Origin of the sequence: Flavobacterium sp. M31R6 (assembly GCF_013284035.1) — a bacterium.
Lineage (GTDB): Bacteria > Bacteroidota > Bacteroidia > Flavobacteriales > Flavobacteriaceae > Flavobacterium.
Map to the genome: position 1 here is coordinate 3,119,630 of NZ_CP054141.1, position 26,778 is coordinate 3,146,407.

The 26,778-nt window shown below is 41.3% G+C and carries 10 protein-coding genes and 1 tRNA gene; 5 read left to right on the plus strand and 6 right to left on the minus strand.

All coding sequences use genetic code 11. The features are described from left to right. Positions 1 to 15: 15 nt before the first annotated feature. Complete coding sequence (locus tag HQN62_RS12795; protein WP_173504648.1) at positions 16 to 669, minus strand: TatD family hydrolase; 654 nt, start codon at positions 667 to 669, stop codon at positions 16 to 18. Next, entirely contained in the window at positions 669 to 1,271 is a 603-nt protein-coding gene (locus HQN62_RS12800) for a DUF1684 domain-containing protein (protein WP_173504649.1), read from the minus strand. Before HQN62_RS12800 ends, HQN62_RS12795 begins: the two co-directional genes overlap by 1 nt. Positions 1,272 to 1,445: 174 nt before the next feature. Between HQN62_RS12800 and HQN62_RS12805 the strand changes: the two genes are divergently transcribed. From HQN62_RS12805 to HQN62_RS12820, 4 genes are all read left to right on the plus strand, one after another. Continuing rightward, entirely contained in the window at positions 1,446 to 2,663 is a 1,218-nt protein-coding gene (locus HQN62_RS12805) for an MDR family MFS transporter (RefSeq protein ID WP_173504650.1), read from the plus strand. Positions 2,664 to 3,006: 343 nt separating this feature from the next. Further along, positions 3,007 to 3,366, plus strand: coding sequence for a BlaI/MecI/CopY family transcriptional regulator (locus HQN62_RS12810; RefSeq protein WP_116797953.1), 360 nt, complete (start codon positions 3,007 to 3,009; stop codon positions 3,364 to 3,366). A 2-nt stretch (positions 3,367 to 3,368) separates the two neighbouring features. After that, the gene (locus HQN62_RS12815; protein WP_173504651.1) at positions 3,369 to 5,240 is read left to right on the plus strand and encodes a M56 family metallopeptidase; all 1,872 of its coding nucleotides are present in this window, start codon (positions 3,369 to 3,371) and stop codon (positions 5,238 to 5,240) included. Positions 5,241 to 5,324: 84 nt separating this feature from the next. Beyond that, positions 5,325 to 5,465, plus strand: coding sequence for an SsrA-binding protein (locus HQN62_RS12820; RefSeq protein ID WP_116797951.1), 141 nt, complete (start codon positions 5,325 to 5,327; stop codon positions 5,463 to 5,465). A 108-nt stretch (positions 5,466 to 5,573) separates the two neighbouring features. Here the strand turns inward: HQN62_RS12820 and HQN62_RS12825 are convergent, their stop codons facing one another. Next, positions 5,574 to 6,086, minus strand: coding sequence for an adenine phosphoribosyltransferase (locus HQN62_RS12825; RefSeq protein WP_173504652.1), 513 nt, complete (start codon positions 6,084 to 6,086; stop codon positions 5,574 to 5,576). A 114-nt stretch (positions 6,087 to 6,200) separates the two neighbouring features. On the opposite strand from HQN62_RS12825, the gene HQN62_RS12830 reads away from it, so the two are divergent. After that, positions 6,201 to 6,274, plus strand: a tRNA-Arg gene (locus tag HQN62_RS12830). 395 nt (positions 6,275 to 6,669) lie between these two features. Here HQN62_RS12830 and HQN62_RS12835 read toward each other — a convergent pair. From HQN62_RS12835 to HQN62_RS12845, 3 genes are all read right to left on the minus strand, one after another. Then, positions 6,670 to 22,482: an HYR domain-containing protein gene (locus tag HQN62_RS12835; protein WP_173504653.1), complete on the minus strand. Its 15,813-nt coding sequence runs from the start codon at positions 22,480 to 22,482 to the stop codon at positions 6,670 to 6,672. Positions 22,483 to 22,821: 339 nt separating this feature from the next. Continuing rightward, positions 22,822 to 24,033 carry a hypothetical protein gene (locus HQN62_RS12840; RefSeq protein ID WP_173504654.1) on the minus strand — a complete coding sequence of 404 codons (1,212 nt, stop codon included), beginning with the start codon at positions 24,031 to 24,033 and terminating at the stop codon, positions 22,822 to 22,824. A gap of 15 nt (positions 24,034 to 24,048) precedes the next feature. Then, positions 24,049 to 26,736 carry a lamin tail domain-containing protein gene (locus HQN62_RS12845; protein ID WP_173504655.1) on the minus strand — a complete coding sequence of 896 codons (2,688 nt, stop codon included), beginning with the start codon at positions 26,734 to 26,736 and terminating at the stop codon, positions 24,049 to 24,051. Between the last annotated feature and the right edge of the window lie 42 nt (positions 26,737 to 26,778).

The window sequence follows — 26,778 nt, forward strand, 5'->3', positions numbered from 1 at the left end:
TTTTTATTTTTATTCTTAAAGTTGCTTTTTAAAAACTGCTGCAAAATTACTCTTTATTTGTTGTTGCAGTTCATCCATATTCCATTTTTTATATCGGGCCGCCAGGGTATACACTTCCTCAATTCCTTCTTCCACTGTATCCGTTTCCAAAAAAAATCGATCATTGGGAATACTTTGAAAAACCGTTTCCAATTCAGGATTACGTAGTAAATATTTCCCGAATGAAATATAAAATCCGTTATTGATGAGTTCTTTGGCCACTTGTTTATTCTTTGAAAAACCGTGAATCAGCATTGGAACCGTAATTTTTAATCTTTTTTTGAGCGCAATTATCTCTTGAAAAGCAGCCACACAATGAATCACAACAGGTTTATTTTGTTTTTGTGCCAAAAGCAATTGTCTTTCAAAAACCATTTGCTGCAATTCTAACGGAATTTCGATACGTTTGTCCAATCCACATTCGCCTAGAGCGAGACAATTTGAATCCTGTAATTTGCTTTCTATAATTTGCAAATCGGTCTCCAATCTTTCTTCATTGATATACCAGGGGTGAATCCCAATGGAATAATACGGAATCCCAGCATCAAATTCCTGTGGATATTGATTGACGAGTTCCAAGACTGTGTCCTGATTCGTTAACTTGTGGGTATGCAAATTAAGAAATTTCATTAGTCATGAAACTTCTTTACACCTGCTTTGATCTCTATAGACAAATCGTTTTCCAATGGTACTTTTGGGCATGAATATTTATAACTGTATGCACAATAGGGATTGTAAGATTGGTTAAAATCAATAACGATGGTATTTCCGGCTGGAATCTTCAAATCAATGTATTTCCCGCCTATATAACTCTCTTTTCCCGAGGTCAAATCCGAAAATGGCAAAAACAAATGGTCTTTGTATTCTTCTTTTTTGGAAAGTTCAATATTGCGATAAATATTTAGTTTTAACTCTTTTCCTTCTAACTGAAAATGAGCTTCACCGTATTTTACATACATAGGTTTTTTCGCGCCAGTAGTTGGCATCACAAAAGGTTTTTCGTTCTCAGTTCTAATGAATTGTGCAACTACAAAGGCTTTCTCATTTATAGGATAAAAATCCAATGCCTTGAAATGGGCCAAATCTTCAGGCAAAAGAGGACTTGTTTTTGCATCGGCAAATTCGGTATTGAGGTCTTTTTGAAATTTTTCGACAACTGCCATGTCAAATTTTTCTTGACCAAAACCTACATTAAATAATGCTATTAAAACCAAAGTCAGTATAACTCTCATATCTTTAAATTTTAAGCAAAAATAGTTTAAAAATGATATACCATAAAAAAATTAACCGCAAAGAGCGCAAAGAAAGCGCTAGGAACGCAAAGCTTAGCGAACTCTACGAAATTCTTTGCGTTCTTTGCTGTTAATCATTTAAGTTTTTACCTTTGAAAAAACTCGAAATTTCTAATGCTCAAAACTGCCCTCGGTCGCTACATAAATAATTTTAAAGGATTCACACGCGAAGTTTGGATACTTGCCCTAATCACTTTTATAAATAGAGCCGGTACTATGGTGCTGCCTTTTTTATCCAAATATTTAAAGGAAGATTTGAATTTTACCTATGGCGAAGTGGGATGGATTATGGTTGCTTTTGGATTGGGTTCTATGCTAGGCTCGTGGTTAGGAGGAAAATTGACCGATAAAATTGGGTTTTATAAAATCATGATTTTTAGCCTTTTTACGAGCGGAATCCTATTTATTTTGCTGCAATATATAACAACCTTTTGGGGATTATGCTTTGGGATGTTTGTCATTATGGCCATTTCCGATATGTTTCGTCCTGCCATGTTTGTATCACTGAGCGTATATGCAAAACCCGAGAATCGAGTTCGTGCGCTGTCTTTAATTCGCTTAGCTGTAAATCTAGGTTTTACAGCTGGTCCTGCATTGGGTGGATTGATTATAATAGGAATGGGATACCAAGGCCTATTTTGGGTCGATGGAAGCACCTGCATCATTGCGATTTTGATTTTTGCATTCTACATCAAAGAAAAAAAGAAAATACCTGCTGCCACAGATCATTCGATAACCAAAACAGTTCCAAAATCGGTCTTCAAAGACAAACCTTTTTGGTTACTTCTCTTTATCAGTTTTGTAACTTTCATGGTTTTTCTTCAAATATTTTCGACTTTACCCTTATATCACAGCGAAAAATTCGGACTCAGTGAATTCCAAACCGGAATGTTGCTTTCCATCAACGGACTATTGGTTTTCCTTTTAGAGATGCCGATTGTTAGCAGGTTGGAAAGAAATAAAACTAACAAAATAAAAAGCATTGCAATTGGATCGCTATTCATAACACTTGGATATTACATTTTGTTACTCGATTCTTGGGTCGGAATCTTGACCATTAGCATCATATTGCTCACCTTTGGAGAAATTTTTTCTTTCCCATTTGTCAATGCCGTTGCCCTCAACCGCGCGCCAAAAGGTCAAGAAGGAAAATATATGGGCTTCTATACCATGAGTTTCAGTCTGGCACATATAGTCAGTTCCAAAACAGGTTTGGAAATCATTGCACATTATAATTATCAAGTCAATTGGTTTATCATGGGAACTTTGGGTACACTATCCTTCCTTTGCTGTATTTGGCTCAATAAAATTATTCACAAAGAACAAAAATAACATCTACATAATAATTAGGGTGTGCCACCATTATATAAATGGGCCAAATATACAAACCGCCTATTCGGCCCACTTACATAATGCTGTCGGGTCATAAGCGCTACTTCGGTAGCTTGCTCCTACCCCTCACACGGTAAACCACAACTATTATATTTCAAAAGATATTTTTTGCTTTTATCGTTTTCTATACACACATCCTAACAGCTTTCCAAAACCTTTTAGGCTAAAAAACACATTCCAATCTCAGTAAAAACAATACAAAACTAAAATTTTAGTTAAATAACTATATTTATAGTTTGTAAACTAGAAATATAGTTGTAAGTTTGTTTCAAATAAAATCATCATGCAAAAACTAACAAACAAAGAAGAAGAAATCATGCACATTTTATGGAAGCTCAAAAAAGCATTCGTAAAAGAAGTGATGGCCGAAATCACCGAAGACCAACCGCATTACAACACCTTATCTACCATTATTCGCAATCTGGAAGAAAAGGGATATGTAAATCACAATGCATTTGGAAACACACATCAATATTTCCCAATTGTAAGTATTGAAGATTACCGAAAAGGTTTTATGAGTACCGCTATCGATAATTATTTTAATAGTTCATATAAAAATATGGTTTCCTTTTTTGCCAAAGAAGAGAAAATATCGGCAGCCGAACTGCGTGAAATCCTTTCTATGATCGAACAAAAGCAATAAAAATGGAAACACTATTCATATATATCGCAAAATCGAGCGGACTAATTGGAATGTTCTATATCGCTTATTATTTCCTATTGCGAAAAGAGACTTTTTTTACAGCAAATCGTTGGTTTCTTTTAGCAGGTTTGTTTACATCTGCAATTTTGCCATGGATAGTTTTTACCACAATTGTTTGGGTAGAACCAACATCAACCAATTTTGATTGGTCCAAACTTCCCATGAGACCTGTCCAAGAGGAAAGCTTTGAAATCAATTGGTATCTCGTTTTGGTCGCTGCTTATATAATTGGAATAGTATTGTTTTTAGCCCAGTTTGCATTAGACTTTTATAACCTTAATCGCGTTTTAAAAGGAAAAACAATTCATCGACAAGCCGACCATAAATTCATTGACCTCAAAGAAAACATTGCTCCATTTTCTTATTTCAACACCATCGTTTACAACTCATCATTGTACAGCGAGTCTGAAATGGAAAGTATTTTGGAGCATGAAAAAGTTCACAGCGAGCAATACCATACGATAGACGTCCTAATCACGCGTTTCTTTTGCATCCTTTTTTGGTTCAATCCGTTTATTTGGTTGTACAAAAATGCCATTTTACAAAATCTGGAATTCATCGCCGACAGTGAAGCCACCAAAAACATATCTGACAAAAAAGCGTACCAACTCACGCTTTTAAAAATAACAACACACGAGAATTGTGTTGTGCTTACCAATCATTTTTATCAATCATTAATCAAAAAACGAATCGTTATGTTAAACAAAAATCAATCAAAAAAATGGAATTCCTGGAAGTATGCATTGGTACTTCCGGCTTTAATTGCCTTTGTATTTTTATTCCAAATGGAAGTGATTGCAAAGGAAAAAAATGTGAACCCAAAAGTAGAACAATCAGCCTCTGATGATGTAGATGTTTATAAAATCACAAAAAATACTACGGAAGCGGAATTAAAAGAAAAAGCCGAAATTCTAAAAGAAAAATATGGCATACAAACCACATTCTCTAAAATTAAAAGAAACTCAAATAATGAATTAATTGGTTTAAAAATTAAACTGCAAAAAGGAAAAGAAGCAGCCACAGTTACAGAAGTGGATAGCAGCGAACCTATAAAAGATTTTGCAATAGCCATTTCTAAAAATGATAATGGAACCACAAATATTGGAATCGTTACCGAAGAGAACAGAAAGAATGATAAATTAACCCTAAGTAATAACGTAGCATCCCATAACATCAGTATTCCTGATGATACCAACATTTTTATTGATGGAGCAAAATCAGATAAAACCGAAATGGATAAATTGGATCCAAAAGATATTGCCACTATGAATGTCATCAAGAATAATGACAAACAAGAAATCAGAATCATTACAAAAAATTTTGCAAAAATAGGCAGCGAAAATGATATCTATATCAATGATAAAAAAGTAGACCAGAACGAATTAGACAATTTAGACCAAGGAACAATCGAAAGAATGGACGTGAATAAAGACGGGAAAACTATTCGAATTATTACCCGAAATAGAGTTTCTCAGGATATAAATGCACCAGTCCCTCCTACACCACCAACACCTCCTACGCTAGCTTCAAAAATTAAAGCTCCTGCTTTTCCAAAAGCGCCAAAAGCACCAAAAGGAGACCCAATAAACGGAGATAAAAAGGCTTGGAAAGATTTCGAAAAGAAAATGGAAGAGTATGACGCCAAAATGAAAAAACTAGAACCTCAAATGGAAGCTTTTGACAAACAAATGGCTGAATTTGACAAACAAATGGAGCCGTTCAATAAACAAATGGAGGCTTTTGATAAACAAATGGAAGTTTATGAAAAACAAATGGAAGAATACCAATCCAAATTAGAAAAAGAAAACAAATAGCGGCGGTATTCACTAAAAATCAATAAAAAAGACGGTCACTCATCAAGACCGTCTTTTTTTATATCTTTGAAAAAAAATCAAGCTATGTTTAAAATCCTTGCCCAAGTCAACAAACTTATTTTACCAAGCTTTACTAAACAAAGATTGGATGTGTCCAAAGCCAAAAAATGGCAAATGGCAATTATTGGCTATCGTTATTATGTTACCACAAGGGCGCTTGGTTAAAATTTTAGAATGCAGAATTAAGAATTTAGAATGCAGAATTAAGAATGCAGAATGCAGATTCTAAATACTGCCTACTGTCACCTATTAATCTGCCTACTGAACACAAAACTAATACGTCATCGCCGCAAAAATCTCGTTTCCTGCAATCTTTTCTCTTCCGTTTAAGAAAGTGATTTCCATCAGGAAATTACACTGTACAATTATACCTCCCAATCGTTCCACCAATTCGCAAACCGCTTTTGCTGTTCCACCGGTAGCCAAAACATCATCGTGAATCAAAACTCTATCTCCTTTTTGTATAGCATCGGTATGAATTTCAAGCGTGTCAGTACCATACTCTAAATCATAAGAGGCAGAAATAGTCTCGAAAGGCAATTTATTGGGTTTCCGAACTGGAACAAAACCTACATTCAATTCCTCCGCCAAAAGAATCCCGAAGAAAAAACCTCGACTTTCAACTCCAATTACCTTGTCAATTTTTTTGTCTTTTACTGTAGAAACCAATATTTCCAAGCATTCTTTCCTCGCATTTGCATTAATTAGCAAGGGAGTGATGTCTTTAAACACAATTCCTTCTTTTGGAAAACCCTGAATATCACGTATATATTTTTTCAAGCTCATATTTTTTCATTTTTATACGATTTCATACTTGCAAGATACATATTTATTCCTATATTTGCACCCGCAAACAAGTTCAGTAGACAACATTGTAAACAATGAACAAGTAAGCAAAATGGCCTTGTGGCGCAACTGAATAGCGCACTTGATTACGGCTCAAGAGGTTACTGGTTTGAATCCAGTCAAGGTCACTAAAAAATCCTTAAACACACTGTAAATCAGGAGTTTAAGGCTTTTTTTTTATTATAAATAGACCAATAGATACGACAAAATTAATTATTTCGAAATATGAAATTTTCGGGATAAATTAACCCAATTAAATTTCTTGCTTCTGACTAGATACATTTGAGATTGTCAAATTTAAAGTTTAAAATTTACTAATTCTTCTTTTTCCATTCTTCAAAAACGGTCAAATAATCCATATTTGTGAGAGGATAAAGACCAATAATGATTTTCCTTTTTAATACTTTTTCTAAGACAAAATTTTAAAAAAACTTGATTTCAGTGCATTCATTGACAACTTTATCAACAATATCAATAGGGATTATATTCAATTTAAAAATAAAGACCAATTAGACCAAGTCCATTAATTTTTAATATACAAATAACCTGTTTTATGGAAACTATCACCAGTTGAATTCGAATATTTTAAAAGATAGAAGTAGGTTCCGTCAGGCAAGTTAGAATCTTTACCAATAGTTCCTTTTCCTTCAGAAACTCCTTTAAAAACATTTGTAACATTATCATATCCTTTTGCTTCGAAAACTAAAGCGCCCCATCGGTTATAAATTTCTACTGAATTATTAGGATAGCATTCAATTCCACTAATAATCAAAGCATCGTTACTACCTGGGCTATCATTTGGACTTAGAGCATTATACACTTTTATCTCACATCCATTAATTTCAATAACAGTTGGATCATCACCAAAACCATCATCGTTGTCTGATAAATCACTAATTGAATTTCCTTCAGTATCTATAGCTGAAACAATTGATTGATTTGTCACACTTCCATTCAATAAATCTTGTAATACAAGTGTATAAGTACCTACAAAAGTAACTGAATCTGATTGCTCAGGTGCAAGAACAATTGGTCCTCCCGTGATTATAACACCTGGTAATAGGTCCGAAATTGTAATGTTTGATAGTGTTACATTACCAGTATTTGTAACTGTATATTTATAGATAATTGTTTCCCCTACTTGTGCTATTCCATCTCTATTACTATCATTAAATTCAGCTTTATTGATCAATGAAATACTTGGAGAATTGCTTAATAGTACGATAGTACAAGAACTACAATTTGGATCAATTGGAGTACATGTTACGCAAGGTGTTGGATCTGTTGAAGAAGCACTTATTGGCGGGCCTACAGGGGCATTACCTGAAGCCAAAGCAAGATTGTCCACCTGACCCGTATCGATATCTGCTTGCGTAATATTATGAATCCCTGTAAAGGCTGTAGCGTTTGAAGCTCCAACAGCAAGAGTATCTATAGGACCTCCTAATACTGTTGCATTAATATCTGTAACAATAATATTAGAAAGCGCTACATTTCCAGTATTTGTAACAACAAAATTATAAAAAACCGTATCACCTACATTTGTTTTCCCATCTCCGTTACTGTCTACATAAGTTCCTTCTTTAGTTAAACTCATATTTGGAGAAGCTGTACTTGCAGTTACTATTACATTTGTTGTTGCCGTATCACAAATTATTGGATTTGCTGCTTGACAAATAGTATAGGTTACTGGATATGTTCCCAAAGCTGTTCCTGGCGAGACAGTTATAGTTCCGTCAGAATTTAGTGTTAATCCTGATGCTAATGGCTGAGAAGTTAAAATAACATCTGCTGGCAAAAATGATAAACCATTTAAGGTATCATTAGCAAATACACTTGGTGTTGTGCCACCTGATGTTCCATTTACTGTTGTTGGCGCATCATTTACTGCATCAATTGTTGTTACGACAACTGTTACTGTTGCCGTATCACAATTGGCAGGGTTTAGTATTTCGCAAATCTGGTAATTTATAGTGTACATACCTGCTGGTGTACCTGGTCTTACGGTTACAGAACCATCATTGTTAACCAATAATTCTGCAGTTGGTGTAGAAGTGATTGTTACTTGTGAAGGTATTAATGCTAAACAATTTAAAATATCATTATCCAAGATATTTATACCCGCATCTCCTCCATTTAATCCATTAATAGGACCTGCTGTATCATTAACAGCATCGACTATACCTAAAACAGAAACTATTTGCGTACAAGTTTGGGTGTTGCCCGCCGCATCGGTTGCTGTCCAGGTTACTGTCGTGGTTCCAATATTGAATGGCTCAACAGCATCATTGGTGATAACCAAATCGACTCCCGTTGAACAATTATCGGCTGCGTTTGGAGTGCCCAAAGCCACACCAGAAGCAGTACATAATCCTGCATCGGCTACTACACTCACATTCGAAGGGCAAGTGATGGTTGGTTTTTCGGTGTCGGTTACCGTTACGGTTTGGGTACAGCTTTGGGTGTTGCCTGCCGCATCGGTCGCTGTCCAGGTTACTATTGTTGTTCCAATATTGAATATTGTTGGTGCATCATAGGTGATAACCAAATCGACTCCCGTTGAACAATTATCGGCTGCGGTTGGAGTGCCCAAAGCCACACCAGAAGCAGTACACAATCCTGCATCGGCTACTACACTCACATTCGAAGGGCAAGTAATCGTTGGTTTTTCGGTATCGGTTACTGTTACGCTTTGCGTACAAGTTTGGGTGTTGCCCGCCGCATCAGTGGCTGTCCAGGTTACCGTTGTTGTTCCAATATTGAATGTTGGTGGCGCATCATTGCTGATTACCAAAGTAGCTCCTGTTGAACAATTATCGGTTGCCGTTGCAGTACTTAAAGCCACAGCGGAAGCAGTACATAATCCTGCATCGGCTGCTACACTCACATTCGAAGGGCAAGTAATCGTTGGTTTTTCGGTATCTCTTACCGTTACGCTTTGTTGGCAAGTAGCGGTATTTCCTGCTGCATCGGTTGCTGTCCAGGTTACTGTCGTGGTTCCAATATTGAATATTGTTGGTGCATCATAGGTGATAACCAAATCGACTCCCGTTGAACAATTATCGGCTGTAGTTGGAGTGCCCAAATCCACACCAGAAGCAGTACACAATCCTGCATCGGCTACTACACTCACATTCGAAGGGCAAGTGATGGTTGGTTTTTCGGTATCGGTTACTGTTACGGTTTGGGTACAGCTTTGGGTGTTGCCCGCCGCATCGGTGGCTGTCCAGGTAACTGTTGTTGTTCTAATATTGAATGTACCTGGCGCGTCATTGGTGATTACCAAAGCGGCTCCTGACGAACAATTATCTGTTGCCGTTGCTGTACCTAAAGCCACACCTGTTGCCGTACATAATCCTGCATCGGCTAGTACACTCACATTCGAAGGGCAAGTAATCGTTGGTTTTTCGGTATCGGTTACTGTTACGCTTTGTTGGCAAGTAGCGGTATTTCCTGCTGCATCGGTTGCTGTCCAAGTCACTATTGTTGTTCCAATACTGAATATTGTTGGTGCATCATTGGTGATAACCAAATCGACTCCTGTTGAACAATTATCGGTTACGGTTGGAGTGCCTAAAGCCACACCAGTTGCAGTACATACTCCTGCATCGGCTACTACACTCACATTCGAAGGGCAAGTGATGGTTGGTTTTTCGGTGTCGGTTACCGTTACGGTTTGGGTACAGCTTTGGGTGTTGCCCGCCGCATCGGTGGCTGTCCAGGTAACTGTTGTTGTTCCAATATTGAATGTACCTGGCGCGTCATTGGTGATTACCAAAGCGGCTCCTGACGAACAATTATCTGTTGCCGTTGCTGTACCTAAAGCCACACCTGTTGCCGTACATAATCCTGCATCGGCTAGTACACTCACATTCGAAGGGCAAGTGATCGTTGGTTTTTCAGTATCGCTTACTGTTACGCTTTGTTGGCAAGTAGTGGTATTTCCTGCTGCATCGGTTGCGGTCCAAGTCACTGTCGTGGTTCCAATATTGAATGTTGGTGGCGCATCATTGGTGATTACCAAAGCGGCTCCTGTTGAACAATTATCGGTTACGGTTGGAGTGCCTAAAGCCACACCAGTTGCAGTACATACTCCTGCATCGGCGACTACGCTTACATCGGTAGGACAAGTGATCACTGGTTTTTCGGTATCGGTTACTGTTACGGTTTGTTGGCAAGTAGCGGTATTTCCTGCTGCATCGGTTGCTGTCCAAGTCACTATTGTTGTTCCAATACTGAATATTGTTGGTGCATCATTGGTGATAACCAAATTGGCTCCTGTTGAACAATTATCGGTTGCTGTTGCAGTACCTAAAGCCACAGCGGAAGCGGTACACAATACAGCATCGGCGACTACATTGACATTAATCGGACAAGTGATGGTTGGTTTTTCGGTATCGGTTACCGTTACGCTTTGCGTACAGCTTTGGGTGTTGCCTGCCGCATCAGTGGCTGTCCAGGTTACCGTTGTTGTTCCAATATTGAATGTTGGTAGCGCATCATTGCTGATGACCAAAGCTACTCCTGACGAACAATTGTCGGTTGCCGTTGGAGTGCCTAAAGCTACGCCACTTGCCGTACATAATCCCGCATCGGCTACCGCATTTACATCGGCAGGACAAGTGATCGTTGGTTTTTCGGTGTCGCTTACCGTTACGATTTGCGTACACGTTTGGGTGTTGCCCGCCGCATCGGTGGCGGTCCAGGTTACCGTGGTGGTTCCAATTAAGAATGTTGCTGGAGCATCATTGGTGATGACCAAAGCGGATCCTGCCGAACAATTGTCGCTTGCCGTTGGAGTGCCTAAAGCTACGCCACTTGCCGTACATAATCCCGCATCGGCTGCAACGCTGACATCGGCAGGACAAGTGATTGTTGGTTTTTCGGTGTCGCTTACCGTTACGATTTGGGTACAGTTTTGGGTGTTGCCCGCCGCATCGGTGGCGGTCCAGGTTACCGTGGTGGTCCCTGACGGGAATGTTGCTGGCGCGTCATTGGTGATGACCAAAGCGGCTCCTGACGAACAATTATCGCTTGCCGTTGGAATGCCTAAAGCCACGCCACTTGCCGTACATAATCCCGCATCGGCTGCAACGCTGACATTGGCAGGACAAGTGATTGTTGGTTTTTCGGTGTCGCTTACCGTTACGATTTGGGTACAGCTTTGGGTGTTGCCCGCTGCATCGGTGGCGGTCCAGGTTACCGTGGTGGTTCCAATTAAGAATGTTGCTGGCGCGTCATTGGTGATTACCAAAGCGGCTCCTGACGAACAATTATCGCTTGCCGTTGGAATGCCTAAAGCTACGCCACTTGCCGTACATACTCCCGTATCGGCTGCAACGCTGACATTGGCAGGACAAGTGATTGTTGGTTTTTCGGTGTCGCTTACCGTTACGATTTGCGTACACGTTTGGGTGTTGCCCGCCGCATCGGTGGCGGTCCAGGTTACCGTGGTGGTTCCTGACGGGAATGTTGCTGGAGCATCATTGGTGATGACCAAAGCGGATCCTGTCGAACAATTGTCGGTTGCCGTTGGAGTGCCTAAAGCTACGCCACTTGCCGTACATAATCCGGCATCGGCGACTACGCTTACATTAGCTGGGCAAGTGATTGCTGGTTTTTCGGTGTCGCTTACCGTTACAGTTTGGGTACAAGTTTGGGTGTTGCCCGCCGCATCGGTGGCGGTCCAGGTAACCGTGGTGGTTCCTGACGGGAATGTTGTTGGCGCATCATTGGTGATGACCAAAGCGGCTCCTGACGAACAATTATCGCTTGCCGTTGGAATGCCTAAAGCCACGCCACTTGCCGTACATAATCCCGCATCGGCTGCAACGCTGACATTGGCAGGACAAGTGATTGTTGGTTTTTCGGTGTCGCTTACCGTTACGATTTGCGTACAGCTTTGGGTGTTGCTCGCCGCATCGGTGGCGGTCCAGGTTACCGTGGTGGTTCCAATTAAGAATGTTGCTGGAGCATCATTGGTGATGACCAAAGCGGCTCCTGCCGAACAATTGTCGCTTGCCGTTGGAGTGCCTAAAGCTACGCCACTTGCCGTACATAATCCCGCATCGGCTGCAACGCTGACATCGGCAGGACAAGTGATTGTTGGTTTTTCGGTGTCGCTTACCGTTACGATTTGGGTACAGTTTTGGGTGTTGCCCGCCGCATCGGTGGCGGTCCAGGTTACCGTGGTGGTCCCTGACGGGAATGTTGCTGGAGCATCATTGGTGATGACCAAAGCGGATCCTGACGAACAATTATCGCTTGCCGTTGGAATGCCTAAAGCTACGCCACTTGCCGTACATAATCCCGCATCGGCTACCGCATTTACATCGGCTGGGCAAGTGATCGTTGGTTTTTCGGTGTCGCTTACCGTTACGATTTGCGTACAGTTTTGGGTGTTGCCCGCCGCATCGGTGGCGGTCCAGGTTACCGTGGTGGTTCCACTTAAGAATGTTGCTGGAGCATCATTGGTGATGACCAAAGCGGATCCTGTCGAACAATTATCGCTTGCCGTTGGAATGCCTAAAGCTACGCCACTTGCCGTACATAATCCCGCATCGGCTACCGCATTTACATCGGCAGGACAAGTGATCGTTGGTTTTTCGGTGTCGCTTACCGTTACGATTTGCGTACACGTTTGGGTGTTGCCCGCCGCATCGGTGGCGGTCCAGGTTACCGTGGTGGTTCCAATTAAGAATGTTGCTGGCGCGTCATTGGTGATTACCAAAGCGACTCCTGACGAACAATTATCGGTTGCCGTTGGAGTGCCTAAAGCTACGCCACTTGCCGTACATAATCCCGCATCGGCTACCGCATTTACATCGGCAGGACAAGTGATCGTTGGTTTTTCGGTGTCGCTTACCGTTACGATTTGCGTACACGTTTGGGTGTTGCCCGCCGCATCGGTGGCGGTCCAGGTAACTGTTGTTGTTCCAATATTGAATGGTTCAACAGCATCATTGGTGATAACCAAATCGGCTCCTGTTGAACAATTATCGGTTACGGTTGGAGTGCCCAAAGCCACACCATTTGCAGTACACAATCCAGCATCGGCGACTACATTGACATTAATTGGACAAGTGATGGTTGGTTTTTCGGTATCGCTTACCGTTACGCTTTGTTGGCAAGTAGCGGTATTTCCTGCTGCATCGGTTGCGGTCCAAGTCACTGTCGTGGTTCCAATATTGAATATTGTTGGTGCATCATTGGTGATAACCAAATCGACTCCCGTTGAACAATTATCGGTTGCGGTTGCAGTACTTAAAGCCACACCAGAAGCAGTACATAATCCTGCATCGGCTACTACACTCACATTCGAAGGGCAAGTAATCGTTGGTTTTTCGGTATCGGTTACCGTTACGCTTTGCGTACAGCTTTGGGTGTTGCCTGCCGCATCAGTGGCTGTCCAGGTTACCGTTGTTGTTCCAATATTGAATGGTTCAACAGCATCATTGGTGATTACCAAAGCTACTCCTGACGAACAATTATCGGTTGCTGTTGCTGTTCCTAAAGTCACACTAGTTGCCGTACATAATCCGGCATCGGCTGCAACGCTGACATTGGCTGGGCAAGTGATGGTTGGTTTTTCAGCATCAGTTACCGTTACGGTTTGGGTACAGGTAGCTGTGTTGCCCGCCGCATCGGTTGCGGTCCAGGTAACTATGGAGGTTCCAATATTAAATGGTTCAACAGCATCATTGGTGATTACCAAAGCTACTCCTGACGAACAATTATCGGTTGCTGTTGCTGTTCCTAAAGTCACACTAGTTGCCGTACATAATCCGGCATCGGCTGCAACGCTGACATTGGCTGGGCAAGTGATGGTTGGTTTTTCGGTGTCGGTTACCGTTACGGTTTGGGTACAGGTAGCTTTATTACCCGCTGTATCGGTTGCGGTCCAGGTTATTGTGGTTGCTCCTAATGGGAATGTGATTGGAGCATCATTGGTGATAACCAAATCGACTCCCGTTGAACAATTATCGGCTGCGGTTGGAGTGCCCAAAGCCACACCAGTTGCAGCACATAATCCTGCATCGGCTACTACACTCACATTCGAAGGGCAAGTAATCGTTGGTTTTTCGGTATCGCTTACCGTTACGGTTTGTTGGCAAGTAGTGGTATTTCCTGCTGCATCGGTTGCGGTCCAAGTCACTATTGTTGTTCCAATATTGAATGGCTCAACAGCATCATTGGTGATTACCAAAGCGGCTCCTGTCGAACAATTGTCGGTTGCTGTTGGAGTACCTAAAGCCACACCAGTTGCAGTACACAATCCTGCATCGGCTACTACACTCACATTCGAAGGGCAAGTAATCGTTGGTTTTTCGGTATCGGTTACTGTTACGCTTTGCGTACAAGTTTGGGTGTTGCCCGCTGCATCGGTTGCGGTCCAGGTTACTGTCGTGGTTCCAATATTGAATGGCTCAACAGCATCATTGGTGATAACCAAATCGACTCCCGTTGAACAATTATCGGTTACGGTTGGAGTGCCCAAAGCCACGCCTGTTGCCGTACATAATCCTGCATCGGCTGCAACGCTGACATTAGCAGGGCAAGTGATCGTTGGTTTTTCGGTATCGCTTACCGTTACGCTTTGCGTACAGTTTTGGGTGTTGCCTGCCGCATCAGTGGCTGTCCAGGTTACCGTTGTTGTTCCAATATTGAATGTTGGTGGCGCATCGTTGGTGATTACCAAAGCAGCTCCTGTTGAACAATTATCGGTTGCTGTTGCAGTACCTAAAGCCACAGCGGAAGCGGTACACAATCCAGCATCGGCGACTACATTGACATTAATCGGACAAGTGATGGTTGGTTTTTCGGTATCGGTTACCGTTACGCTTTGCGTACAGCTTTGGGTGTTGCCTGCCGCATCAGTGGCTGTCCAGGTTACCGTTGTTGTTCCAATATTGAATATTGGTGGCGCATCATTGCTGATTACCAAAGTAGCTCCTGTTGAACAATTATCGGTTGCGGTTGCAGTACTTAAAGCCACAGCGGAAGCAGTACACAATCCAGCATCGGCGACTACATTGACATTAATCGGACAAGTGATGGTTGGTTTTTCGGTATCGGTTACCGTTACGATTTGGGTACAGCTTTGGGTGTTGCCCGCCGCATCGGTTGCAGTCCAGGTTACCGTTGTTGTTCCAATATTAAATGTTGGTGGCGCATCATTGCTGATTACCAAAGCAGCTCCTGTTGAACAATTATCGGCTGCCGTTGCAGTACCTAAAGCCACACCTGTTGCCGTACATACTCCGGCATCGGCTGCAACGCTTACATTAGCTGGGCAAGTGATCGTTGGTTTTTCGGTATCGGTTACTGTTACGCTTTGTTGGCAAGTAGCGGTATTTCCTGCTGCATCGGTTGCTGTCCAAGTCACTGTCGTGGTTCCAATATTGAATGTGGTTGGAGCATCATTGGTGATAACCAAATTGGCTCCTGTTGAACAATTATCGGCTGCGGTTGGAGTGCCCAAAGCCACACCAGAAGCATTACACAATCCAGCATCGGCGACTACGCTTACATCGGTAGGACAAGTGATCACTGGTTTTTCGGTATCGGTTACCGTTACGATTTGTTGGCAAGTAGCGGTATTTCCTGCTACATCGGTTGCGGTCCAGGTTATTGTGGTTGCTCCTAATGGGAATGTGATTGGAGCATCATTGGTGATAACCAAATCGACTCCCGTTGAACAATTATCGGTTACGGTTGGAGTGCCCAAAGCCACACCAGAAGCAGTACATAATCCTGCATCGGCTGTTACGCTTACATCGGTAGGACAAGTGATCACTGGTTTTTCGGTATCACTTACCGTTACGGTTTGCGTACAAGTTTGGGTGTTGCCCGCCGCATCGATTGCTGTCCAGGTTACTGTAGAGGTTCCAATATTGAATGGCTCAACAGCATCATTGGTGATAACCAAATTGGCTCCTGTTGAACAATTATCGGTTACGATTGGAGTGCCCAAAGCCACACCAGAAGCAGTACATAATCCTGCATCGGCTGCTACACTCACATTCGAAGGGCAAGTGACGGTTGGTTTTTCAGTATCGGTTACTGTTACGGTTTGCGTACAAGTTTGGGTGTTGCCCACCGCATCGGTTGCTGTCCAGGTTACCGTTGTTGTTCCAATATTGAATGTTGGTGGCGCATCATTGCTGATTACCAAAGCGGCTCCTGTTGAACAATTATCGGTTGCCGTTGCAGTACCTAAAGCCACAGCGGAAGCGGTACACAATCCAGCATCGGCGACTACGCTTACATCGGTAGGACAAGTGATCACTGGTTTTTCGGTATCGGTTACCGTTACGATTTGGGTACAGCTAGCTTGATTATTATTAACATCCGTTACCGTCCAGGTAACGGTTGTTGTTCCAATTGGAAAATTGGCAGGAGCATCATTTGTTAATGTATCCACACCACAATTGTCGGTTGTGAGTGCATTTCCAAGCGAAACATTCGAAGCTGTACAAAAACCTGCATCAGCCGAAACAGTAACAACTGCAGGACAGCTAATGATTGGAACTATGGTGTCGACTACCATTGTTATTTCGTTACTCGTCGCTGGTTTTGGGATCGCACAAGGCTTAATAGAGGTCGCATCACACACTACTTTATCACCCACAGAAACGGAATAGGTAAAAACATTACTGATTGAATTAGCAATAATAGCACCATTTACTTTCCATTCGTATAAGGTAAATGGCCCACCATTTATAGTGGTTGCCGTAAAAGTTTTAGTTGAAGGCGAAGAGCAAACAATGTCAGAATCTGTTGAAATGGAAACAGATGCAGTAACAACTTCATTAACCACAAAAATATCGGACTGGCCGGTGGTAGGCACTGTACTGCATCCGCCACTTTCGATATTGGTAATTGTAATTGTTGTATTACCAGAAATATTTAATGGTACTGTGTTGAAAGTCCCACTAACCCCACTAAATGCAACACTTTTGGTTTCAGTACCTGAATTTGCACCAGACAATACATAAGTCACATTATAATTTCCATCGGCAAGTGTTGTTGAAGAAATAGTTATTTGAGATAGTAAACCTGCGCAGGCATCGGAAGCGTCAGTTGAGAAGTTTAAAAGATCGGGTGCTAGATTGACAGTTACAGTCCATACTTGGGATGAACTTGTAAATGTAGTATTGCAACTTCCATCCTTTGCCTGACGACGATAGTATGTAGTTTGTGCCAATGTTTGCGTTGGCAAATAAGTAGCCCCATTAACCGACCCCGATCGGCCTGGTGGAGGTGGCGAATTTGGATCATAATTGCTATCAGAAATTGTTGTTACATCAGTTAAAAAACTACTATCAGTACTATACTGCCATTGATAAATAATAGAATTGTCGCCACCGCTGGCGTCGGTTGTACTTCCAATTGTAAGGGTTGGTATATTCCCCGAACAAATCGTTTCACCCGTATTTGCAATTGCTCCTGCTGTAAATGGAGGATGAAATGTTATGGTGATGGTGTTCGAAGTCGCGGTTGTAGCGGTTAAACAGGCTCCTCCACTTACCGTGATGTCGCAGGTAACTACATTGCCATCAGCCAATGTTGTACTTGCGTAGGTGTCCGACGCACTGCTTTGAACACTAACACCACCTACTTTAAAATCGTAGTTTATTGTTCCTCCGCCTGTATTACCCGCTGTAGCAGTGAAAGTAACACTCGATCCTGCACAAATTGCTCCCGAAGGATTGGCTGCTATTGAAACTGTTGGTGTCAAGTTCGGGTTGACGGTAATTGTCATTGTAGCAGTTGTGGCGCACTGGCCAGCTGTTGGTGTAAATGTATAAGTCGTCGTAGCTGTATTGTTCAAAGCAGGCGACCATGTTCCCGTTATGCCGTTATTTGATGTGGTTGGCAGGGCCGACAAAGTTGCTCCAGAACAAATAGGTGCAACCTGAGTGAATGTTGGTGTTAAGTTAGAATTAACAGTAATTGTACCTCCTATTGTTGCGGCAGTGCAAGGTGCGGTATGACCACTTGTTGTGATGGTGTAAGTCCCGTTGGCAGTTGGTGTTCCAGCTATGGTCACTGTTTTATTGGTGGTATCAACCGCTGAAGTAAGTCCGGCAGGTAAATTACTGACAGTTGCATTGGTTGCGCTTCCTCCGAAAGAATAAACGGTTGAAGTAATCGCTGTTCCTGTACAAGCTGTTTGGTTCTGTGTACCACTTGTTAAAACAATTGTGGATGCTGGGTTTACCGTCATTGTACCTCCTATTGTTGCGGCGGTGCAAGGTGCGACATGACCACTTGTTGTGATGGTGTAAGTCCCGTTGGTAGTTGGCGTTCCAGCTATAGTCACTGTTTTATTGATGGTATCAACCGCTGAAGTAAGTCCCGCAGGTAAATTACTGACAGCTGCATTGGTTGCACTTCCTCCAAAAGTATAAACGGTTGAAGTAATCGCTGTTCCTGAACAAACTGTTTGGTTTTGTGTACCACTTGTTAAAACTATTGTGGAGGTAGAATTTACTGTAACAGTGGGTGTATTACTCATTTGAGTTGTACATCCCGTTGACGTTGTAGTAGCTAAAACATTAAATGTAGTCGAAACTACCAGATTTCCAGTAGGTAGATTTATAGTACCTCCTGTACCAGTAACCGGACTTCCAATATTGATGTTTCCAGTGTTATTTCTCAACTGATAAGTCACTGTATTGACTGAAGCTGCTACTGTTATATTTGTTCCACTTCCTTCACAAACCGAAGATAATGTAGCAGCAACTGTTTTATTAATGGGATTGGGTGTAATTGTAACATCAACCGTATTGCTACTTGGGGAATCACAAAAAGTTGCATTAGTGCCCACTACATAATACCCAGTATCAGGTATGAGGTTCGTCCAAATAAGCCCTGATCCAGTTCCTGAAAGTGGAGTTCCAACCTCATTGTCGCCATTATCAAACAATTGATAATCTACTCCAGAAACCGAAGTTGATGAAGTGATTGTTCCATTATCCCCTGGACTAACACAAATTGTACTACCTGTCAAAACAAGAGCTACAGGATTTGGTGTGGTTGTGATGGCCACCGCATTACTATTTGGAGAAATACAGCCTGTTGTCGAATTAGTTCCAATTACATAGTAACCAGTGCCTGCATTCAGACTTAACCAGGAAAGCCCAGCTCCAGTACCAACTTGTGCTGCCTGTAAAAGATTATTACTACCATCATACAATTGATAGCTGACTCCTATAACCGAAGTTGTGGAAGTTATTACTCCGTCTCCGCCGGGACTGGCACAAATAGTAATTCCTGACAGAGAAAGAGCTATCGGATTTGGATTTGAAATTACATTAACCGTATTGCTAGTCGAAGTACAGGGACCAGCTGGATTTGTTGCTATTACATAGTAGCCATTGGCTACAGAAATACCCGTCCAGGTTAATGCACTACCAGTACCTGGTTTAGAAGCTTGAATAGCGGTATTACTTGAATCATATAATTGATAGTTTACACTATTTTCGGATGTTGCAGTTTTGATGGTTCCATTTCCTCCAGGACTGACACAAATAGCACTTCCGGTTAAAACAGGTATTGTTGGCGTAGTATTAATTGTTAGTATAACAGCAGTGCGGGTTGGACTTAAACATCCTAAGTTATCAGTTTCAGCATAATAGGTTCCCGCTGCAGTTGGAGTATAAGTTAAAGAATTTCCTTGTAACAAGGTCCCTCCGCTGGCTTGATCGTACCAATCGGCAGTTCCACTTGCAACCGTAACCGAAAGTGTTGGTATTGTCTGACCACTGCAAATAGTTTTATCCCCTCCACTTGTAGGGGCAACTGGAGCAGTACAGTTAATATTCAAGGCACGGGTTGCAGTTGAAAGAAAATAGCTGTCATTAACAAAATTTGGAGTGGCAGCAGTCCCACCCCAAGTTCCTGAAGACTGATTTATTCCTCCTAAAGTAAGTGACTTTGCCGTATGGTCAACAGCTCCGTTTCCAAGATTGACAACAGCCGTACCACTTACAGAAAAGTTATTATTTATTGTAGTAACATTCGTTATAGTTTTAGTTCCTGAACCTGAAAAGGCAAGATTATAAAACGTTGAATTTGCCGCAACAGTTTGATTTCCAGAAGCACCAAAATTCACCGTTCCAGCATTAGCTGTAAACACACTACCAGTTCCATTCCAGGCAGTCGTAGTTGATGAATTCACATTTAATGCACTACTACCTCCATTGAGTACTCCGGCAGTAAGGGATACATCTCCGATAAATGTATGCGTCAAACCAACACCTAAATTTAAAGTTCCGCCTGCTCCATTAATTGTCAATGGTCCTCCATTAACATTTCCTGTCAAGGTTGCAACACCTCCAGTTTTGGTCATTAAAACAGTCCCAGTAGTTGTAAATGCACCTATACTTTGGGTTGCTGTACCAGTTATAGTTACTCCACCTGTACCGCTTGCAGTTCCGCCGTTATTAACAAAATTTCCATTTAAGGTGAGTAAAAAGGTTGATATAGATAATGCAGATCCGCTGTTTACAGTAAGCGCTGCCGTTGAGTTGAATACTTTTGCAGCATTCATCGTAATTGTACCAGTATTTGCAATAATTACCCCTCCCGAGGCAACAAATGGAGTTATCCATTCAACACCTGCTGTTCTTGAGGTTGCTGTATTATAATGAAGTGTAGCATTTGCACCATACGTTGGTGCAGCAGAAACAGTAGCGGTGCCTTCCATCGAGAGAATTCCGTTTACGGTTGGTGTACTCGAAAAAGTTTTTAACCCCGAATTGGAAACAGTGAGATTATTAAAAGTAGTAGTTGTGGCAGAGAGTGTTTGTGTGCCGGCTGCGCCAAAATTAACGGTTCCAGTGCCCGCACTAAAAACGGTTCCGGTGCCATTCCAGGCAGAAGCAGTTGCAGAATTCGCATTAATTAAACTACTGCCACCGTTCAAGCTTCCGCTTCCAGCAGTTAGAGTAATATCGCCTGTAAAAGTATGTATCAACGAAGCACCCAGATTCAAAGAACCTCCACCTGTACCGTTAATAGTCAAAGCACCAGCATTTACATTTCCTGTAAATGTGGCTGTCCCTCCATTTTTTATCATCGAAACAAAACCTGTGGTCGTGAATCCCGAAATGCTTTGACTTAAGTTACAGTTGATAGTAATATTTGAACTCCCAGCATTGAAAGTACCGTTTTGGGTAAAATTGCCACCAAGTACTATTACATTGTTATTTGTTGTGAGTGTCGCTCCAGCATTTATATTTAATGGAACTCCGCAATTGAGTATTTTTGCAGCATCCAAGCTTATTGTTCCAGCACCCTTAATAATCACTCCGCCTGACCCAGAGAAAGTAGCAGGAAATTCTTCTAGTGTGGTTGTATATGCAGCTGTTTTATTGTATTGTAAAGTAGCATTTGAGCCGTAAGTTACAACTCCAGTTGTTACAACTACTGCTGCTGTTGTCCCTTCCATCGAAAGAATACCATTTACTGTTGGTGTTGTAACAAATGTCTTTGCTAATGTTCCCGAAACAGTAAGGTTATTATAAGTAACAACTGCAGCTGTTTGAGCAACTCCAAAATATTCCACAGTACCAGTTCCAGCAGTAAAAGTTCCTCCACCCGTACCAGCCACACTACCCCCAATTCTCAATAGGCTTGAACCCCCATTCAAAGTTCCATTTGTTCTTGTCCAAGTTCCAGTAAAAGTATGAGTTAATCCAGTTCCCAAATTTAACGTACCTCCATTTCCACTAATGCTTAAGCTAGCTCCATTACTATTACCAGTCATAGTAACAGTACCCGCTGTTCTTTGCCAAAGGACAGCCCCAGTTGTTGTAAAACCGGAACAAGTATTGGAAGCGGAGTTTGCACCAACAAATCTTACTGATGCATTTCCCAATGTCATTGTTCCAGTATTAGTAACGTTTCCTGTAAAAGAGACTCTACCGGCTCCAGTATAGGTTAAAGTTCCACTATTCGTGAAATCACTGGTTCCTGCTTGTGTTAATCTTCCGGTTGAAACTGAAACGGTACCATTGTTTGTGAATGGACCATTAATTGTAATACGTCTTGTGTTTACATTCAGCGTAGCACCCGAATTGATCGTAATTCCCGCACAACTAATAGTGCCTACTAATACTACCGAATTGGCTCCAGTTGTAGCAATTACAACTGTATCACCATTAGCAGGTACAACTCCTCCAACCCAAGTTCCTGCAACATTCCAGTTACCTCCAGTCGCTGTACTTGTTATTGTCGCAGCCTCGGCACTCCCTAATCCAAATAATAGGCTCATCAATACAATCAGAAAATAAAAATGCTTTTTTGAGGTAAATATAAGTCGTCTCATATGCTTTCAGTATTTAAAGTGAATAGAAAATGAAGCGTAAAACTTACAAAAACAACCAACAAAAATGCGGGGCCATAGTTCTTCAACAAAAGCCTGTATACCGAAAAACAAATAGCAGCCACGATAGGAATCAATAAATGACCTACCAAAGTTGCTCTATTGTATTTCTGTAGCCTATCCATTTCTCTTTTATTCAAAATATAAAACTTATAAAAGTGTATTTATATAGTAACAATTAAATGCTTGATTATAATAATGGTCGGATCTGCAAAATCACCATTGATACTATTTCTTTCATCAATCGCACAAACATTGAATGATTATTGTTCTAACTCTTTATTACTTAAAACCAGTTTGTCGTGCTAGCAAGTAAAATCGTCCTGTTCCTTTAAATTTATTTGGGAGCTTTACCGAGTACCCCTCTTTACTGCGATCAATTCTTGATAAAACGCCTGTCATTTTATCTTCAAGATAGAACTCCATTCCTTTTGGCAAATCAATAGTTTCTGCAGTAAACCGAACCTCTCCACCTCCAGGACAATCTAGCCCCAACGGAATTCGGTAGCTTTGATAATCCTTTAGCGGTAGACATTGAACCGCAAAATCAACACCATTGTCATCAAGCAACTGCGTATAAAGATCCATTCCATCATTCATTTTGAACATACCTGCATCATACGCCGGATCCAAATCTTTTTTCATTTCATTATTAAATGCAACAACTGTACTGCTTCTTTTCTTATCATCAGTAACTGTTATCCTAATTGCAGGCCATGAACTAGAATCTGATAAATAGGATATTCCACTTATAGATGAATGTTCTTGCATTAAGTTATCAAAAGTAACTGTTCCATTTGCAATTGCCTTTACTACAAATCCCTGCCCTACTGCGATATCACTCTGATTAAGTTCGGTTTCCCCTCCAGGTGCAGGAAAAGCATAACCAGCCTGAGTAATAACAACATATTGTCCCAGCGACTGACTCCAGATGTAAACCCCTGAAAAGCTTGGATCCATCGCTGACTGGTTTTTGGTTAGAAACCCATCGGCTCCCTTAATTTTTAATGCTGAAGTATACGGATTACCAACTGCATTCCAACCCAAGTTGCTTTTTGTGATTGGAACTGCGATTGTTCCGGTATTTATTGTTCCTGAGAAAGTTACTGCACCTGTGGCGGTTTTTCGTATTGCGTATCCTTTTCCAACTACCATAGAACTGTTATTGGAACTCTGTGTAAAGGGTGTCCAATTATTTGATGCCTCGTCTAAAGGAGACAAATCATAATTCCCAAAAGTTGCATTATTAACTATTCCATTACTACTAACAAAGGTTCCCAATGGCTGACCAGTAGCCGATGGCGAAATAACATGCCAATTCGAACTTGGAATAAATCCGTTTACTTCAACGCTCAATGTGTTTGGTGATCCCACAATTAAGCTTCCGGTGCCCGTTGCATCCGATTGAATAATTACTTTTCCCTGCGACCATCCTTGCACGACTATTCCCATCAACAAAATGACCAGAATATATTTTTTCGTTACTTTTTCCATTGGTATCTCCATTTATCATTTAGTGGTAAGCGCTTTCTTGGGTGGAAGAATCACAGTGCCTGTGGGATCAACGATTAATTTTCCGCATTTCGCTGGAAAAACATTTGGCAAATCAATTGTTGCAGTTCCCTGAATGGTTACCTGCACATTCGATCCAGGCGAACCATTACTCCAGTTTGTTTGTCCAGGTTTATTTCCTTCGCTCCAATTGCCGGTTCCAGTCCAGGTGGTCGAATCGATCAGGTTTTGAAATAAGCCGTTTGTTCTAGGAGATCCTAAGTCACTTTGAGTACTATTATTGTACCCTTTCTCCCTAACTAAAGACGGAATCCAGTTGAGCACGTCGTTGTTATCATCCGTTAATGGATTGCCCACAAAAATCAACGATTGACCGGTTCTAATATCCCAACCTAAAGATGAGTCCCAATCAATACGATCAATTAGAAGACGGCTGTCGGAACGAATATGTATGTAGTCATTCGTGTTACCGAAGAAAATATCTTTAAAAGTATAGTCAACAGGTACACCACCATTAGTTATAGGATCTGGGTTTATCCCAAGTACCAGAAAACTTTTAGCCTTAATAACTAATGTTGGATCGCTAATGGTGTGTTGTATATTGTTCACACCATCAAAACTCTCAATCAGCCAACCATTTAAATTTATATCTGCAGCGGTTGTATTAAAAATTTCGAACCACTCACCATAAGTATCATCAACACTTCCTGGGGCTGCCATAAATTCGGTAATAATTACATCTCCTTCTTGCGCGCTGCTTCCTGCGTTGGTGATTGCATTGGCTGTTGGTGGAGTACCATTTGTTTTAAAATTGATTAAATCCCCCGAATTGGAATAAGAATATATAATAAAATAATAGGTAGTATTTGGTAGCAAACCAGTCCATGACGCCTCTTCAAAACCTCCATGAAAAATATTTACACTGCCTACTCCATCACTCAAATCGGGATCTGGGGGAACCGAAGTACCATCGACAGGTGGAGTGAAAACACCGGTTGTATTCACTTGTATGTGATAGCCAAAAGGTAAATCAGGACCTAACGCATCTGTCCAAGTTGTACTAATTTCGGAGGCACTTACTGCTGTTGCTGTAAAATTTGTTGGATAATTAGTTGGTTGCGGATAAGCAACATTCGAGCTGCTAATGTGAATATCATCTACTCTCCAGGTACGGTATTCGTAGTTCGGGTTAGTGTATTTAAAGGCTAAGTAAACTCTACCGTTAATAAAAGGGGGAAGTTCTACTAATTCTGAATAGTACCATTCTTTTTTACTTGGTGGTTTCTGAAAAGGGAGTGAAATCCATGTGTACCCTTCGGGACTTCCTGTTCCAGGGTAATCCGTCGAGTACATTAAATCAAAAGTACCTACATCATCGAGTCCATAGTTATACCAAGTCTTAAAATCCATCACTTCGGTTAGTCCTGTACTTAAATCAAAACCGGGTAAAACAAGCCAGTCTTCTTCTGCTTCGCCGCTATTGTACCCGGAGGCTTCGGCAACTTTATCCTTTTTTTCTTTGAACCAGTACCAGCTATTTTTGGAACCCGTAACACTAATTGGGTAGCAATCACCTAGGCTACTTTCAAAGGGTTCAGTATAGGGCAAAGTAGTAGTCACCGCATTACGCACGGCAACTGAATATTCTTTTGAAACTCCAATAGCAGCCGCATTATCACTCGCTTCAATCGCAAAAAACACTGAACTGTTATTAATAAAAGTATTTGCAGGAATAGAATATGAATATTGATTCCCCGAAGTATTGGTCATAAGCGGAGTTTCAGTATACAAACCAGTACTTGTTCCGTATTTCAGTTTCACTGAGGAGACGGTTCCATTTACATCGCTCACATTGGCGGTAATCGTAATAGCATCACTAGTGGTCGGGTACTTAGTGTACACTACATTTTCAATCAATGGAGGCGGATTTGAAACAGTTGACACAACTACATTAATTTCATCAAGCGCTATTTCATCACGGGGTTCGGCTGTTAAGGTATTAGAATCATCAGAAGTCCAACGCAAATAAAAAAAACCATTATTGGCAACCGCCAAATCATTAATGACTGTTCCGATATCATTTGATTCCCACTTTGGCCCACCTTTAAAAGGATCCGCAACAAATACGGCCGGTGAACTGTAGTTAAGCACTGGTACATCTACAAAAGTGATATTATCATACGAATAGGCAAAACTAAGTTTTGTAGAATAATCGAAATCATTAAAATCCCAGATCTTAAATGCCAAATTGATGGCATTTATATATTGCCCTGTAGTGTTTTGTATTTTTAAAGTAATGGATCCGGGAGTAAAATCATCTTGGGTTGGCTGAAAACCAAGTGTGTAATTTGTTTTATTTTTATCGGCAACATCAAAGGCATAAAAACCACCGTCAACAATCTCTCCTTCGCTAACTCCTCTGGAAAAATCACCCGTAGTATTTGTGTCGCCAAAACCAGAAGAACCCTCTGACATACCTGTGGTTGACCAGGCATTCGAATTTAATTGCCCTACAACTGGGGTAGGACTGAAACCTGTACCCTGAAAAGCGCCGTTGTTAACTCCCGCCACATTAGCATCAAAATTTATAAGGTAATTGGTTCCGCTGGCAGAAATCTGTAATTGGGCGTATGATCGAAAACCCGAAATACAGATCAGAATAATTAATAAGTATTGCTTTTTCATTGTGACTACAATTAAAAATAAACAAATCGGCTTCTAAAAATA

Bases quoted from the DNA above. Each gene is read 5' to 3' on its own strand.
- HQN62_RS12795 (WP_173504648.1), bottom strand. From the start codon at position 669: ATGAAATTTCTTAATTTGCATACCCACAAGTTAACGAATCAGGACACA.
- HQN62_RS12800 (WP_173504649.1), bottom strand. From the start codon at position 1,271: ATGAGAGTTATACTGACTTTGGTTTTAATAGCATTATTTAATGTAGGT.
- HQN62_RS12805 (WP_173504650.1), top strand. From the start codon at position 1,446: ATGCTCAAAACTGCCCTCGGTCGCTACATAAATAATTTTAAAGGATTC.
- HQN62_RS12810 (WP_116797953.1), top strand. From the start codon at position 3,007: ATGCAAAAACTAACAAACAAAGAAGAAGAAATCATGCACATTTTATGG.
- HQN62_RS12815 (WP_173504651.1), top strand. From the start codon at position 3,369: ATGGAAACACTATTCATATATATCGCAAAATCGAGCGGACTAATTGGA.
- HQN62_RS12820 (WP_116797951.1), top strand. From the start codon at position 5,325: ATGTTTAAAATCCTTGCCCAAGTCAACAAACTTATTTTACCAAGCTTT.
- HQN62_RS12825 (WP_173504652.1), bottom strand. From the start codon at position 6,086: ATGAGCTTGAAAAAATATATACGTGATATTCAGGGTTTTCCAAAAGAA.
- HQN62_RS12835 (WP_173504653.1), bottom strand. From the start codon at position 22,482: ATGAGACGACTTATATTTACCTCAAAAAAGCATTTTTATTTTCTGATT.
- HQN62_RS12840 (WP_173504654.1), bottom strand. From the start codon at position 24,033: ATGGAAAAAGTAACGAAAAAATATATTCTGGTCATTTTGTTGATGGGA.
- HQN62_RS12845 (WP_173504655.1), bottom strand. From the start codon at position 26,736: ATGAAAAAGCAATACTTATTAATTATTCTGATCTGTATTTCGGGTTTT.